General features: G+C 71.1%; 11 protein-coding genes. 7 read left to right on the forward strand and 4 right to left on the reverse strand.

Annotated elements, in window-relative coordinates; all coding sequences use genetic code 11:
- Positions 1-40 precede the first annotated feature (40 nt).
- The 4 genes from ABH929_RS03685 (at position 41) to ABH929_RS03700 (ending at position 3731) form a co-directional block, all read left to right on the forward strand.
- Positions 41-661 (forward strand): DedA family protein, encoded by a 621-nt coding sequence (locus tag ABH929_RS03685; protein ID WP_404560143.1) that lies wholly within the window; start codon positions 41-43, stop codon positions 659-661.
- A gap of 37 nt (positions 662-698) precedes the next feature.
- The gene (locus ABH929_RS03690) at positions 699-1577 is read left to right on the forward strand and encodes an SMP-30/gluconolactonase/LRE family protein (protein ID WP_404560144.1); all 879 of its coding nucleotides are present in this window, start codon (positions 699-701) and stop codon (positions 1575-1577) included.
- 7 nt (positions 1578-1584) lie between these two features.
- A complete protein-coding gene (gene rlmC, locus ABH929_RS03695; RefSeq protein ID WP_404560145.1) occupies positions 1585-2736 on the forward strand; it encodes a 23S rRNA (uracil(747)-C(5))-methyltransferase RlmC in 1152 nt (383 codons plus the stop codon).
- A gap of 302 nt (positions 2737-3038) precedes the next feature.
- The gene (locus tag ABH929_RS03700; protein ID WP_404560146.1) at positions 3039-3731 is read left to right on the forward strand and encodes a transglycosylase family protein; all 693 of its coding nucleotides are present in this window, start codon (positions 3039-3041) and stop codon (positions 3729-3731) included.
- Between the two features lie 66 nt (positions 3732-3797).
- Here the strand turns inward: ABH929_RS03700 and ABH929_RS03705 are convergent, their stop codons facing one another.
- Positions 3798-4838 (reverse strand): LCP family protein, encoded by a 1041-nt coding sequence (locus tag ABH929_RS03705; RefSeq protein ID WP_404560147.1) that lies wholly within the window; start codon positions 4836-4838, stop codon positions 3798-3800.
- A 78-nt stretch (positions 4839-4916) separates the two neighbouring features.
- Positions 4917-5330 (reverse strand): MarR family winged helix-turn-helix transcriptional regulator, encoded by a 414-nt coding sequence (locus ABH929_RS03710; protein ID WP_205463644.1) that lies wholly within the window; start codon positions 5328-5330, stop codon positions 4917-4919.
- Between the two features lie 110 nt (positions 5331-5440).
- Between ABH929_RS03710 and ABH929_RS03715 the strand changes: the two genes are divergently transcribed.
- Entirely contained in the window at positions 5441-7561 is a 2121-nt protein-coding gene (locus tag ABH929_RS03715; RefSeq protein WP_404560148.1) for an MMPL family transporter, read from the forward strand.
- A gap of 12 nt (positions 7562-7573) precedes the next feature.
- Positions 7574-8224 carry a GntR family transcriptional regulator gene (locus ABH929_RS03720; RefSeq protein ID WP_404560149.1) on the forward strand — a complete coding sequence of 217 codons (651 nt, stop codon included), beginning with the start codon at positions 7574-7576 and terminating at the stop codon, positions 8222-8224.
- Between the two features lie 105 nt (positions 8225-8329).
- On the opposite strand, the gene ABH929_RS03725 is transcribed toward ABH929_RS03720, so the two are convergent.
- Together ABH929_RS03725 and ABH929_RS03730 are read right to left on the reverse strand one after the other, a co-directional pair.
- On the reverse strand, positions 8330-9106 hold the full coding sequence (locus ABH929_RS03725) for an IclR family transcriptional regulator (protein ID WP_404560150.1): 777 nt from the start codon (positions 9104-9106) through the stop codon (positions 8330-8332).
- Positions 9107-9135: 29 nt separating this feature from the next.
- The gene (locus tag ABH929_RS03730) at positions 9136-11382 is read right to left on the reverse strand and encodes an FAD-dependent oxidoreductase (protein ID WP_404560151.1); all 2247 of its coding nucleotides are present in this window, start codon (positions 11380-11382) and stop codon (positions 9136-9138) included.
- Between the two features lie 108 nt (positions 11383-11490).
- Here ABH929_RS03730 and ABH929_RS03735 point away from each other — a divergent pair, with 108 nt between their 5' ends.
- A complete protein-coding gene (locus tag ABH929_RS03735) occupies positions 11491-12843 on the forward strand; it encodes an MFS transporter (RefSeq protein ID WP_404560153.1) in 1353 nt (450 codons plus the stop codon).
- Positions 12844-12932: the final 89 nt, after the last annotated feature.

Raw genomic sequence — 12932 nt, forward strand, 5'->3', positions numbered from 1 at the left:
GGAGTCCGGTGCGCTCCTCCGGCGCTCGAGGAGGGTGAGCGTGGACGCAGCACAGGACCTGGTCGTCCAGCTCATCGGCACCCCGTGGACGTTCGTCGTGGTCGGCCTCGTGCTCGCCGTCGGCAGTGTCGCGGTCTTCCTCCCCAGCCAGGCGCTCGTCGTCGCGGTCGGCACGCTCCTGGTGGGTGGTGACGGCGGTCTCCTGCCGGTCCTCGTCCTCGTCGTCGCGGCCGCGATCGGCATGGTCCTCGGCGACCTCGGGCTGTACCACCTGGCGCGCTCGGTCGACCTCGGCTCGAGGTCGTGGTTCGCGCGTCCGAAGGTCCGCAGGGCCCGGGACGCCATCGACGGCCGCTACTGTGCCGCTCCCGGGCGCATCGCGGTCCTCGGACGCTTCATCCCGATGGGCCGGCTGACGACCAACCTGGTCGGCGCGGACAGCGGGCTCGACGTCCGGCGGTTCCTGGTCAGCTGCGTGCTCGCCGACGTCGTGTGGGCCGCGTACTGCGTCGGCATCGCGGCGGCCACCGGGCGCTGGAGCCGCGAGCAGCCCTTCCTCGTCACGACCCTCGCAGTCGTGGCGTCGATCCTGCTCGGCCTCGCGATCTCGGCGATCGAGAAGGCCGTGCGACGACGAAGCGAGGCGGCGGCCGCGGCCTGACGAACGTAGTGTGGGTACACCGTTCGAAGGAGAACCCGTGCTGCTCGACGACCTCGTGCCCGACCCTGACGCGCTCGAGCGCATCGCCACCGGCAGCACCTGGGCGGAGGGACCCTGCTGGATCCCGTCGTCCCGCACCCTGCGCTGGTCGGACATCCCCGGCGACCGGATCCTGCAGTGGCACGCCGACTCCGGCAAGACCTCCACGTACGCCGAGGGCGTCGAGTTCACCAACGGCCGGACCCTCGACCGCGACGGCAGCGTCGTCCAGTGCTCGCACGGGCTCCGGCGGGTGGAGCGGGACCGCAACGGTGTCGTCACGCCGATCGTCGACGCCTGGGCCGGCGGGCGGTTCAACTCGCCGAACGACGTCGTCGTCGCCCGGGACGGCAGCGTGTGGTTCACCGACCCGGCCTACGGCATCACCCAGCCGCGCGAAGGGCACCCTGGCGTGCGCGAGTACGGCGACCACTGGACGTTCCGGTGCGGACCGTCCGGTGAGGACCTGCGGCCCGTCGCGACCGACGTCGACGAGCCGAACGGCCTGGCCTTCGACCCGTCCGAGCAGGTCCTCTACATCGCGAGCTCGTCGGGGGACGAACCGGTCATCCGCGCCTACGACCGCCGCGGTGACGGCGGCGACCTGCTCAAGAACGGGCGAGTGTTCGCGCGACTCGAGCCGGGCGAGGGCGCACCGGACGGCATCCGGGTCGACGTGCACGGCAACGTGTGGTCGTCGTCGCACCGCGGCGTCGTGGTGTTCGACCCCTTCGGTGAGCGGATCGGCGAGGTGGCCGTCCCCGAGGTGACGTCGAACCTGTGCTTCGGCGGCGACGACGGCACGACGCTGTTCCTGACGGCGACGACGTCGGTGTACCGGATCGCCACGACGACGCGGGACGCTGCCGTATCCTGACTCGGCCATGCAGTGCGACTACTTCGACCGCGGGGTGTGCCGGTCCTGCACGCTCATGGGGCAGCCCTACGCCGACCAGGTCCTCGACAAGGAGCTCCGCACGCGCGAACTCCTGCACGACGCCGTCGAGGCGGCTGGTGGCCCCGGAGCGGTCACGTGGTCACCGGCGATCACGAGCCCCGAGTCCGGCTACCGGAACAAGGCGAAGATGGTGGTCGGCGGCTCGACCGAGCACCCGACCGTCGGCATCCTCGACCACCGGCAGCGCGGCGTCGACCTGCGGCACTGCGGGATCTGCACGCCCGGCATCCGACATGCGCTGCCCCTGCTCGCCGAGTTCGTCCAGACCGCGGGGCTGATCCCGTACGACGTCGCTGCCCGACGCGGCGAGCTGAAGTACGTCCTGGTCACCGAGTCGCCCGACGGCGAACTCATGGTGCGGTTCGTCCTGCGGTCCGAGGGGCAGGTGGCTCGGATCCGGCAGTACCTCGACGTGCTGCGCGACGCCCTGCCGAACGTGGTGGTCGTCACGGCGAACCTGCTGGCCGAGCACAAGGCCGTGACCGAGGGCGACCGGGAGATCGTGCTCACCGAGCAGGAGACGCTGCCGATGCGCCTGGGCGGGATCACGATGCACCTGCGGCCGCAGAGCTTCTTCCAGACCAACACCGTCGTCGCCACCGAGCTGTACGCGCAGGCCTCGGCGTGGATCGACGAGCTCGACCCGGCGTCGATGTGGGACCTGTACTGCGGCGTGGGTGGGTTCGCCCTGCACGCTGCGCGACCTGGCCGAGCGGTGACCGGCATCGAGACCAGTGCCGAGGCGATCCGGTCGGCGAAGCAGTCCGCGCGCGAGGCCGGGCTCGAGGGGCTCCGGTTCGCCGCCGACGACGCCACCGAGCACGCACTGCGCGCCCGACCCGACACGGTGCCCGAGCTCGTCCTGGTGAACCCGCCACGTCGCGGGATCGGGGAAGCGCTGTCGACCTGGCTCGAGGCGTCCGACGTGCAGCACGTCGTCTACTCGAGCTGCAACCCGGTGACCCTGGCGAAGGACCTCGCACGCATGCCGTCGTTCCGGCTGCGCCGCGCGCGCGTGCTCGACATGTTCCCCCAGACCGGCCATCTCGAGGCCGTCACGCTGCTGTCGCGGGCGTGATCCGGGCCTCCTGGCCGTCATTGCCAGGGAATTGCCAAGGTGACGTACCCGGGTACGGGTCGATGACCATGGCCATGGGCATCGAGGCGTACAGGTTCGAGTGCGGGGTACATAGCACCAACGGGTAGAACCGTTTGTCTCGGTTTGATAACGGTGAAGAGTTTCCTATGGTTGCCGACCGAGGTGCCGCCGGCCCGATGACCACTGCCCCCGGTGGCGCACCCCACAACTGACCGCGATCGGTCGGGGTGGGCAGTGGATTCCGCGTTCGACGCGGCTCGTGACCCCGGTGGAGCAATCACATGAAGAAGCTTTCCCGTACCCGCACCATCGTCGGCGGCCTCGCGTTCGCCGGCATCGCCGCGACCGGTGTCGGCCTCGCGGCAACCCCCGCGAACGCTGCGTCCGGCTCGACCTGGGACGCCCTCGCGCAGTGCGAGTCCGGCGGCAACTGGGCCATCAACACCGGCAACGGCTACTACGGCGGCCTGCAGTTCAACCTCGGCACCTGGCAGGCGAACGGCGGCGTCGGCAGCCCTGCCGGCGCGAGCCGCGAAGCCCAGATCGCCGTCGCCGAGCGTGTCCTCGCCACGCAGGGCTGGGGCGCCTGGCCCGCCTGCTCGGCCCAGCTCGGACTGAGCGGCACGAGCGGTGCCGCACCGGCCGCCGCTGCTCCGGCTCCGGCAGCCCCCGCTGCTCCGGCCCCGACGCAGCAGGCCGCACCGGCCCCCGCTGCCCCCGAGCAGGCCGCGCCGAGCACGCAGGCTCCGGCACCCACGCAGGAGGCCGCCCCGGCAGCCACCGCGCCGAGCAAGCCCGCCGCCGTGAAGACGAGCGGCAAGACGTACACGATCGCCTCGGGCGACACGCTCGACAGCATCGCCACCAAGCTCAAGATCGACGGTGGCTGGAACAAGCTGTGGGCCGCGAACACGTCGACCATCGACGACGCGAACCTCATCTACTCGGGCCAGGAGCTGCAGCTCCCCGCCTGATCGTTCCACCGGACGGACACGACGACGCCCCGCGACCTCGGTCGCGGGGCGTCGTGCTGTCCTGGGCTACTGCGGCTCGTCCGCCAGCCAGCTCGCGACGTCGTCGGAGCGGAGCGCTTGCGACAGCGAGCGCACCCCGAGGTCGTTCAGCGTGACGTAGGACTGTCCGTCCGGCGAGGTACCCGATCCGGCCGTCGGCACCGTGAAGGTCCGCAGGTCGTCGGGGCGGACGTCGCGCAGGGACCACCCGAGACCGACCAGCGTCGGGAACGTGAGCCCAGGGTCCACGGCGAGGTGCTTGCTCGTCGCGGTGACGAAGTCCTGGATCCGTCCGGGGTTCGTGATCGTGCCGCGGGAGAGCAGTCCCTGTGCGATGCCGCGCATGAACGCCTGCTGGTTCCGCACGCGGGTGTGATCGGCGTCGGCGAAGGAGTACCGCTCGCGGACGAAGGCCAGCGCGGCGTCTCCGTCGAGTCGGTTGGGTCCGGCGGCGAAGGAGTGGCCGCGGGCGTCGAACGCCTCGGGGGAGTCCACCGTCACGCCGCCGAGTGCGTCGGTCAGGCCCTTGAACCCGCTGAAGTCGATCTCGGCGACGTGGTCGACGCGGACGTCGAGCAGCTGCTCGACCGTCTGCACGGTGAGCGGGACGCCGCCCCAGGAGTACGCGGCGTTCATCTTCGCCCGGCCGTGCCCGGGGATCTCGACCCACGAGTCGCGCATGATCGACATCAGGTACACGGCCCGGCGGTCGGCGGGGACGTGCGCGAGCATGAGGACGTCGGACCGTCCGCCCGAGACTCCGTCGCCGTCGGGGTCGTCGCTCGCCCGACTGTCCGAGCCGATGAGCAGGATGTTCTCCGCGCCCCGTGTCGCCGCGGGGCGGTCGCCGCCCGGGAAGGAATCGGTGATGGTGTCGGTGTGGGCGTCGAAGCTGCGCGCCAGGCCGCCGACGAAGATGCTCGCGACGACGGCCATCACGGTGGCGATGCCGACCAGCGAGCCGATCGTCGCGATGAGCGCCACGAGGAAGGGTCGTCGGCGCTCCGGGTGGCGGGCGGTCCGTGCTGCGGTCTCGGCGGCCTGACGGGCCGCCCGTCGTTCGGACATGCGGGACTCCTGCGGATTCGGTCGGCTGTGCCGCCGACCGATCGATCCTACCGCATGTGGTATTTCACGTACAGGGTGTCACCGTTCGGTCGGTGACGGCTTCCTGAGGAGCTCACTGAGGGCGGCTCGTAGTGCCGGGTCGTCCGGCAGGACCTCGCGTTCGATGTGTCGAGCGGTCTCCCACGCCCGGCGTCCGTGATCGGTCACCGTCACGAGGCGCCGCCGTCGGTCGTCGGGGTGCGGGGTGCGCTCGACCAGGCCGTCCCGCTCCATGCGCTCGAGGGTCCGTGACATCGTCTGCGGCTGCACCCGTGCCGTGCGGGCGATCGTGTCGGCGCCGGTGGGGCCCGTGCGGATCAGGATGTCGACCGCGATGAGGGCCGCGTGCGGCAACCCGATGGCACGGAGGCGTTCGTCCCAGTCCCGCTCGACCGAGCGCGCCGCGGCCGACAGCAGCCGGCCGAGGGGCCACTGCTCGGTCGTGTCGTCCATGGGTGCAGTCTACGGTCGACGGCTGTCGCAGTCGGCCCGCAGGCGGCCTCGCAGTGTCTTCGAGACCGTCTAGTAATCAGCATGCTGACGACCGGTGTACGCTCACCGTCGTGTCCCGCTTCCTCCGCATCGTCCTCCCCGCGCTCGTCATCGTGGTCTGGCTCGCGATCGCCTCCGTCGGTGGTCCGTACTTCGGCAAGATCTCCGAGGTGTCCACGAACGACCAGACCTCGTTCCTGCCGGCGTCGGCCGACGCCACGAAGGTGCAGGAGCGGTCGTCGGAGTTCCGGCAGGAGTCGGGCGCACCCGCGATCATCGTGCTCGAGCGCGACGCCGGCATGTCGTCGTCCGACCTGACCGCGGCGAAGGACCTCGCGACCCAGCTCGGTGACCGCGACGACGTCGAAGCCGTCAGCCCGGTGATCCCGAGCGAGGACGGCGACGCGGTGGAGATCGTCGCGACCCTCACCACGGCAGCCGACACCGGTGACGCGGTCGAGGCGATCCGCGCCGACGTCGACGACGCCCTGCCCAGCGGTGTCAGCGGGTACGTCACCGGACCGGCCGGGTTCACCGCCGACCTGACCGAGGCGTTCGCCGGCATCGACGGCCTGCTGCTCGGGGTGGCGCTCGCCGCGGTCTTCGTGATCCTGATCATCGTCTACCGGTCACCGCTGCTGCCGATCCTCGTGCTCGGCACCGCGACGTTCGCCCTGTGCGCCTCGATCCTCGTGGTGTGGTGGCTCGCCAAGGCCGACATCGTCACCGTGAACGGCCAGGTGCAGGGGATCCTGTCGATCCTGGTGATCGGTGCCGCGACGGACTACGCGCTGCTCTACACGGCGCGCTTCCGCGAGGCGCTGCGCGACCACCGCACCGGCTGGGGTGCGACGAAGGCGGCCCTGCGGGGGAGCCTCGAGCCGATCCTGGCCTCGGGCGGCACCGTCATCGTGGGCGTGCTCTGCCTGCTGCTCTCCGACCTCAACTCGAACAAGGCCCTCGGCCCCGTCGCGGCGATCGGCATCGCGTTCAGCCTGCTCGCCGCCCTGTCGCTGCTGCCCGCCCTGCTGCTCGGGTTCCGTCGTGCCGCGTTCTGGCCGCTCCGTCCCGCGTACGGCAGCGCCCACCCGGTGCTCACCGGACCGGACGCCCGCGGTGTCTGGGCCCGCGTCGGTCGGCTCGTCGCCAGGCGTTCCCGGGTGGTGTGGATCGTCTGCACGGTGGGGCTGCTCGCGATGGGCACGGGCCTGGTCGGGCTCAAGGCCGACGGGGTCCCGCAGAGCGACTTGGTCATCGGGGCCTCGCAGGCACGCGACGGCCAGGACGTCCTGGCCGACCACTTCCCCGGCGGCTCCGGCAGCCCGGCGCAGGTCATCGGGTCGGAGCGCGACCTCGACGCACTCGTCGACGCCGTCACGGGGGTCGACGGCGTCGACGGGGTCGTCGCCGCCGCGAAGGACGCCCCGTCCGGCACGGTGCCCGTTGCGGGCGACTCGGCCTCGAGCGGCGCCGCCGCTCCGACGGCGTCGCGCGGGGACGTGCTGCTCGAGGCGACCTTGTCCGACCCGGCCGACTCCGACGCCGCCGAACAGACGGTCCGCGACCTCCGCACGGCCGTCGAACGGGTCGATCCCGGCGCGATCGTCGGCGGCGTCACCGCGACGGCCGTCGACACGAACGACACCGGGATCCGCGACCGCACGCTGATCATCCCCGTGGTGCTGGTCGTGATCCTGCTCATCCTGATGCTCCTGCTCCGCAGCGTCGTCGCCCCGCTCGTGCTCATCGGCAGCGTGATCGTGTCGTTCGCCGCAGCCCTCGGCGTCGGAGCGCTCGTGTTCGACCACGTGTTCCACTTCCCCGGTGCGGACCCGAGCGTGCCGCTGTACTCGTTCGTGTTCCTCGTCGCGCTCGGGGTGGACTACAACATCTTCCTCATGACGCGGGTGCGGGAAGAGGCGCTGCGGCACGGTCCGCACGAGGGGGTCCTGCGCGGACTCGGGGTCACCGGCGGAGTGATCACCTCGGCGGGCGTGGTACTCGCGGCGACGTTCGCGGCCCTCGGCGTCATCCCGATCCTGTTCCTCGTGCAGATCGCCTTCGTCGTGGCGTTCGGCGTCCTGCTCGACACGATCGTCGTCCGTTCGCTGCTCGTGCCGGCGATCGCGTACGACCTCGGGCGGCGGGCCTGGTGGCCGTCGCGCCTCTCGCGCGCGAACCATCACATGTGACACGCTGGGTGCATGCCAGTTCCTTCGACGCAGCCCGCCGCCGAGCGCAAGCTCCTCCGTGACACCGTGCAGGACAAGATCCGCGACGCGATCATGGACGGCACGCTGGAGCCCGGCGAACGGCTCAACGACGACGACCTGATCGCGTGGCTCGGGGTCTCCCGCACCCCGATCCGCGAGGCGCTCGCGGAACTCGCCCGCGCCGGCCTGATCGAGATGGCACCGAACCGCTACACCCGCGTGGCGGCCCCGACGAAGGACGAGCTCCTCGACGCCTACCGCACGCTCGGCGTCATCTACGGCGGCGTCGTGCGCCTGGCCGTGCCGAACTTCACCGAGCCGCAGCGCAAGAAGATCGTGAAGATGCTCGACGACGCCCACTCCCGCATCGGCTCCGACGGACAGGCCGACGTCTTCCGCAACGGCGCCGACCTCTACTCGCTGTGGGCGGACGCCTGCGGCAACCCGTCGCTCGTGAACCTCTGCCGGTCGACCACCGACGGACTCGCGTTCAAGCTCCGCGTGCCGGAGCTCGCGGAGGTCGTGCCGCCCGAAGCGATCCTGCCCGAGATCGAGAAGCTCAAGGCCGCTGTCCTGGCGAAGGACCCGATCGCGGCCGAGCTCGCGATGGAGGCCATCCACCTGCTGCCGTCGCGCGCGTAGCGCCCCGTCGCCCCGCGCGACCAGGAGACAGACGGGAGGCCCGTGGCGATCCCGCCACGGGCCTCCCGTCCGCCGTCACGCGCGTCGCGAGCCGCGACGCCCGCGTCAGTGCGCGACGGCGCTGATCATCCCGAGACCGACGCTGATGCGGTCGGCGACCTCGATGAGGTCCTCGGCGAGGGAGTCCAGGTCGCGGTCACGCAGCTGCGTCAGGCGCCCCGAGATCGACAGCGCCGCCGCGATCCGCCCCGAGGCGTTCCGGATCGGTGCCGCGATGCAGAACCGGCCGAGCGCCAGCTCCTGGTTCTCCTCGCACCAACCGCGCTTCGCCGAGGCGGCGAGATCGGCCGTCAGGGCGTCGTGCGTCGTGATCGTGTGGTCGGTGTACCGGGCCAGGTCGTCCCCGAGCAGCGAGCGTCGCTCGTCCGGCGACAGGTCGAGCATCAGCGCCTTGCCGAGTGCGGACGCGTGCATCGGCTGCCGCATCCCGATCATCGTGTGCGACTTCGGCGCGAGCGACCCCTCGAAGTGGCAGAGGTAGATGCACGACGCGGCGTCCTGCACGCCGACGTTGGCGGTCAGGCCGACCCGTTGCGCGAGTTCCTGCGCCGCCGAGCGGCTCTCGCGGTGCACCGGGTTGTGGTTGAGCCCCTGGCTGGCGAGCTCGAGCACGGCCCGACCGACCGAGTACGCCTGCGTCTCCGGGTCGCGTCGGACGTACTCGAGCGACTCGAGCGTCGCCAGGAGCCGCCCGGTGGTCGAGGTCCCCAGTCCGATCGCCCGCGCGATGTCGGAGGCGCGCACCGCGCCCTCGGACGCGCCGAGCGCACCGAGGACCGCTGCGGCTCGCTCGATGCTCTGGTTCGGAGGGGTGGTCGCCATCCCCTCATTCTGGCCCGTCCCGGCGCGCGTCAGGAGACCTTCACGGCGCTCGCGGTGACGAACGGGGATCCGTTCGTCGCGGTCACGACGACCCGCAGGGCGGCCGTGCGCACCGGATCGACGTCGTGGACGCGGTGGCGGTGCCGGTTCGCGTCGACCGCGGCGAGCGTCCGCCAGGTCCCGTCGACGCACGCCTCGATCCGGTAGTCGCGGACGAGTGTGGGCACGGCGTCCCAGGGGGTGCGGTGGTGGTGCAGGTTGACGAGGTCGGCGTCGACGTCGTCGTTCCAGACGATGCGCACCTGGCGGACGTCGACGGGCTCCGCCCAGTCGAGCGAGAGCACGGCTGCGCCGGCACCCGCGTCGGACGACCACATGTGCGGTCCGCCGAACGGGCGCTGGTGGCCGTCGCTGACCCGGGAGGCCCGCCACGCGTCCGTCTCGCCGGCTGCGGTGAACGCGAACGCGTGTCCGCGCAGGGCGCGCGCCTCCCAGTCCGTCACGGGCTGTCCGGACTCCTCGGGGATGTGGTCGTCGAGCTGCTCGTCGTCGGCGGCGCGGGCGCGCAGGGCCATCACGCCGTAGGGGTGGCCGTCGGTCAGGACCAGGCGGACGCCGGGCTGCCGACGGACCACGACGACCGCGTTGCACGGTGCGTCCGGGTGGAAGTCCAGGTCCACGACCGCTTCGCCCGGTCCGGCGGCGACGTGTGCGGAGTGCGTGCTGACGTGGTCGATCGGGGCGTAGTTCTGGGGCTTGCCGGTGGTCCAGAGCTCGATGGTGAGATCGGTGTCGTCGTCCGCCTCGGTGCGGAGCCGGAACTCGCCGAGCGCGGGGTCGGCGGGCAGGAGGACCGCGACGTCGCGGTCCAGGTCGAAGCGGTCCGCGGTCGCGAACGGCGTCGTGTCGATCGTGGTCAGCTCACTGCTCGCGGTGATGCGGGCGGTACGGGCCAGGTCGGCTGGGTCGTCGGCGCGGACGCCGATGATCGGTGCGTCCTCGTGCAGCAGGGTCTGCTGCAGCAGGGCGATCTGCTCGGTGCCGAGGGATCGTGGTGTCGTGCCGTGCCGGGAGACCAGGTGCGCGGCGGTGCCGGCTGCCTGCCCCTGGGCTGCGCAGGTGGCCATCACCCGGGTGGACCCGAACGCGACGTGCGACGCCGAGATGTCCCGGCCGGCGAACAGCAGGTTTGACACGTTCGCCGAGTACAGCGACCGGAACGGGATGTCGTAGGTGCCGTCGGTGTACCGCTGCTGGGCGCCGGCGGTCTCGGCGTAGACGCCCTCGACGGGGTGCAGGTCGATCGACCAACCGCCGAACGCCACCGTGTCGGGGAACGAGCGCTGCTCGAGCAGGTCCTGCTGCGTCAGGGTGTGGTCGCCGACGAACCGGCGGTACTCGCGCTTGCCGGGGATCGCGCCCACCCAGTCGAGCGTCAGGGTGTCCGCGTCGAACGCCCCCGAGTTCTTGATGTGGTCCCAGATGCCGTAGACGACACCCCAGAGCTCGTCGCGGATGCGTTCGTTCTCGGCGACGGTGTCGAGTTCGCCGCCCCACTCGATCCACCAGTAGTTGCAGCCGTTGTCGCCGGTCCGGATCGCTCGGTTCGCCAGGATCGGCGTCGTGGCCAGGTCGACGGCGATCGACGGCGGGACGAACCGGTCGTGCCGGCCGGTGTCGTGCGTCGAGAAGAAGATCGAGCTGCCGAGCAGTTCGTCGTCCGCCTGCTCGGGTGCCCAGGCTTCGCCGTGCTCGTCGCGGCCCTCGCGCCCGATGCGGTACTCGGCGCCGGCGAGGGCCCCGACGAGGCCGTCGCCCGTGCAGTCGAGGAACACCGGCGCCGTGAACGTCGTCTCGATCTCGGACCCCATGGTCCAGCCCGTGACGGCGGTGATGCGCGGTGCGCCGCCGGCGTCGTCCGTCGTCTGCACGGTCCGGACGTCGGTGTTGAGGTGGAGGTGCACGTTCGGCTCGGCCCGGACCAGGTCGAGCACCACCTGGTCCCAGTAGACCGCGTTGCCCTGCGGGTTCCGGTACTGGTTCTCGAGGAAGAGTTCGCCCATGATCCCGGTCTCGCGGGCGAACCGCTGCGTGCCGTGCGCCGTCGCACCGACCACCCACACCCGGATCTCGCTCGAGGCGTTGCCGCCGAGGACCGGGCGGTTGGTGACGAGGGCGACGCTCGAGCCGAGGCGGGCGGCGGCGACGGCCGCGCTGACACCGGCGAGACCGCCACCGACGACCACGACGTCGTGGTGGTGTTCACGGGATTGCATGGTCGGAACGGTATCACTCGGTGGCGTGTCTTTCCCACTGTGTGGCAATGTGTGCCCGACGAGTGCTATCGTCAACGAATTCTCGACAACGAAGTGAGAGGCCCACTCATGAGCGACGGAACCCGGACGCAACCCAGCGTCGATGCCGCCACCGCCCCCGACGTCCAGGCGGCCCTGGGCGACGACGCACGCCGCCAGGGCATGCGGAAGGTGATCGTCGCCGCAGGCGTCGGCCACTTCGTCGAGTGGTTCGACTTCGGCCTCTACGGCACGTTGGCGACCGTCATCTCGCTGTACTTCTTCAAGCAGGGCGACCCGCAGGTCGCACTGCTGTCGGCCTTCGCCGTGTTCGGTGCCGGCTTCGTGATGCGACCGCTCGGCGGGCTGTTCTGGGGATCGCTCGGTGACCGGGTCGGTCGGAAGACCACGCTGGCGACGGTCATCCTCATCACGAGTGGCGCGACCGCCGTGATGGGGATCCTGCCGACGTACCAGAGTGTCGGGATGCTCGCGCCGATCCTGCTCGTCGTGGTGCGGCTGGTGCAGGGCTTCGCCGCCGGTGGCGAGGGTGCCGGGGCGACGACGCTCCTGGCTGAGTACGCCCCGTCGAACCGGCGCGGCTTCGTGACGAGCTTCATCGACGTCTTCGGCTTCGCGGCGTTCATCGTCGGTGGTGGCCTGGTCTTCCTGTTCACGGCGATCGCCGGGGACGGGGCCCTCGAGTCGTGGGGGTGGCGTGTCCTGTTCCTCGTCGCGGTGCCGCTCGGTCTGGTCGGGTTGTACCTGCGCACGAAGCTCGAGGACACCCCGGAGTTCCGCGCGCTCAAGGCCAAGGGGGAACTCGCGAAGAACCCGCTCCGCCGCTCGCTCCGGACCGGCTGGAAGGCCCTGCTCTTCTGCGTCGGGTTCGTCGTCCTCAAGGCCGTCGGCCACTGGATCCTGCAGACCTTCATGCCCTCGTACCTGCAGGCGGACCTCGGGTACTCGCCACTCGTCTCGTACGGGGTCGTCGTCATCGGCTTCCTGGTGATCGCCGGCCTCGTCCCGTTCTTCGGCCTGCTGTCGGACAAGATCGGCCGGAAGCCCGTCATGCTCGCCGGCTGCGCGGGGTTCCTGGTGCTGACCTACCCGACGCTCATGCTCATGGACGCCGGCAACTTCTGGGCCGCCGCAGCCGCGATGGTGCTGCTCGGGCTGTTCATGGCGGCGTTCGACGGGGCGGTGAGTGCCGCGATGGCCGAACTGTTCCCGACCGCCATCCGCTACGGGTCGATGGGCATCGCGTACAACATCAGCGTGGCGCTCTTCGGCGGCATCACCCCGTACTTCGCCACGTGGCTGATCAGTGCGACGGGCAACACCTTCGCGCCGGCCTTCTACGTGATGGCCGCCGCCGCGATCACCGGCGTGACGGTGCTCCGGGCACGCGAGACGCACAAGCAGGGACTCGTCGCCGAGTGAGCTGCACGTGAGGGGTGTCGCAGGGGCTGTGGGGTGACCTACCAGGCGGATTCCATGTCCCCTGCGCGCGCTCCGGTTATGGTTTCCCG

The organism is Curtobacterium sp. AB7 (assembly GCF_044909335.1).
Taxonomy (GTDB): domain Bacteria; phylum Actinomycetota; class Actinomycetes; order Actinomycetales; family Microbacteriaceae; genus Curtobacterium.

What these genes read in the sequence shown, in the direction of transcription:
- rlmC (WP_404560145.1), top strand. Translation starts at nt 1,585, where the DNA reads ATGCAGTGCGACTACTTCGACCGCGGGGTGTGCCGGTCCTGCACGCTC.
- ABH929_RS03700 (WP_404560146.1), top strand. Translation starts at nt 3,039, where the DNA reads ATGAAGAAGCTTTCCCGTACCCGCACCATCGTCGGCGGCCTCGCGTTC.
- ABH929_RS03705 (WP_404560147.1), bottom strand. Translation starts at nt 4,838, where the DNA reads ATGTCCGAACGACGGGCGGCCCGTCAGGCCGCCGAGACCGCAGCACGG.
- ABH929_RS03710 (WP_205463644.1), bottom strand. Translation starts at nt 5,330, where the DNA reads ATGGACGACACGACCGAGCAGTGGCCCCTCGGCCGGCTGCTGTCGGCC.
- ABH929_RS03720 (WP_404560149.1), top strand. Translation starts at nt 7,574, where the DNA reads ATGCCAGTTCCTTCGACGCAGCCCGCCGCCGAGCGCAAGCTCCTCCGT.
- ABH929_RS03725 (WP_404560150.1), bottom strand. Translation starts at nt 9,106, where the DNA reads ATGGCGACCACCCCTCCGAACCAGAGCATCGAGCGAGCCGCAGCGGTC.
- ABH929_RS03730 (WP_404560151.1), bottom strand. Translation starts at nt 11,382, where the DNA reads ATGCAATCCCGTGAACACCACCACGACGTCGTGGTCGTCGGTGGCGGT.
- ABH929_RS03735 (WP_404560153.1), top strand. Translation starts at nt 11,491, where the DNA reads ATGAGCGACGGAACCCGGACGCAACCCAGCGTCGATGCCGCCACCGCC.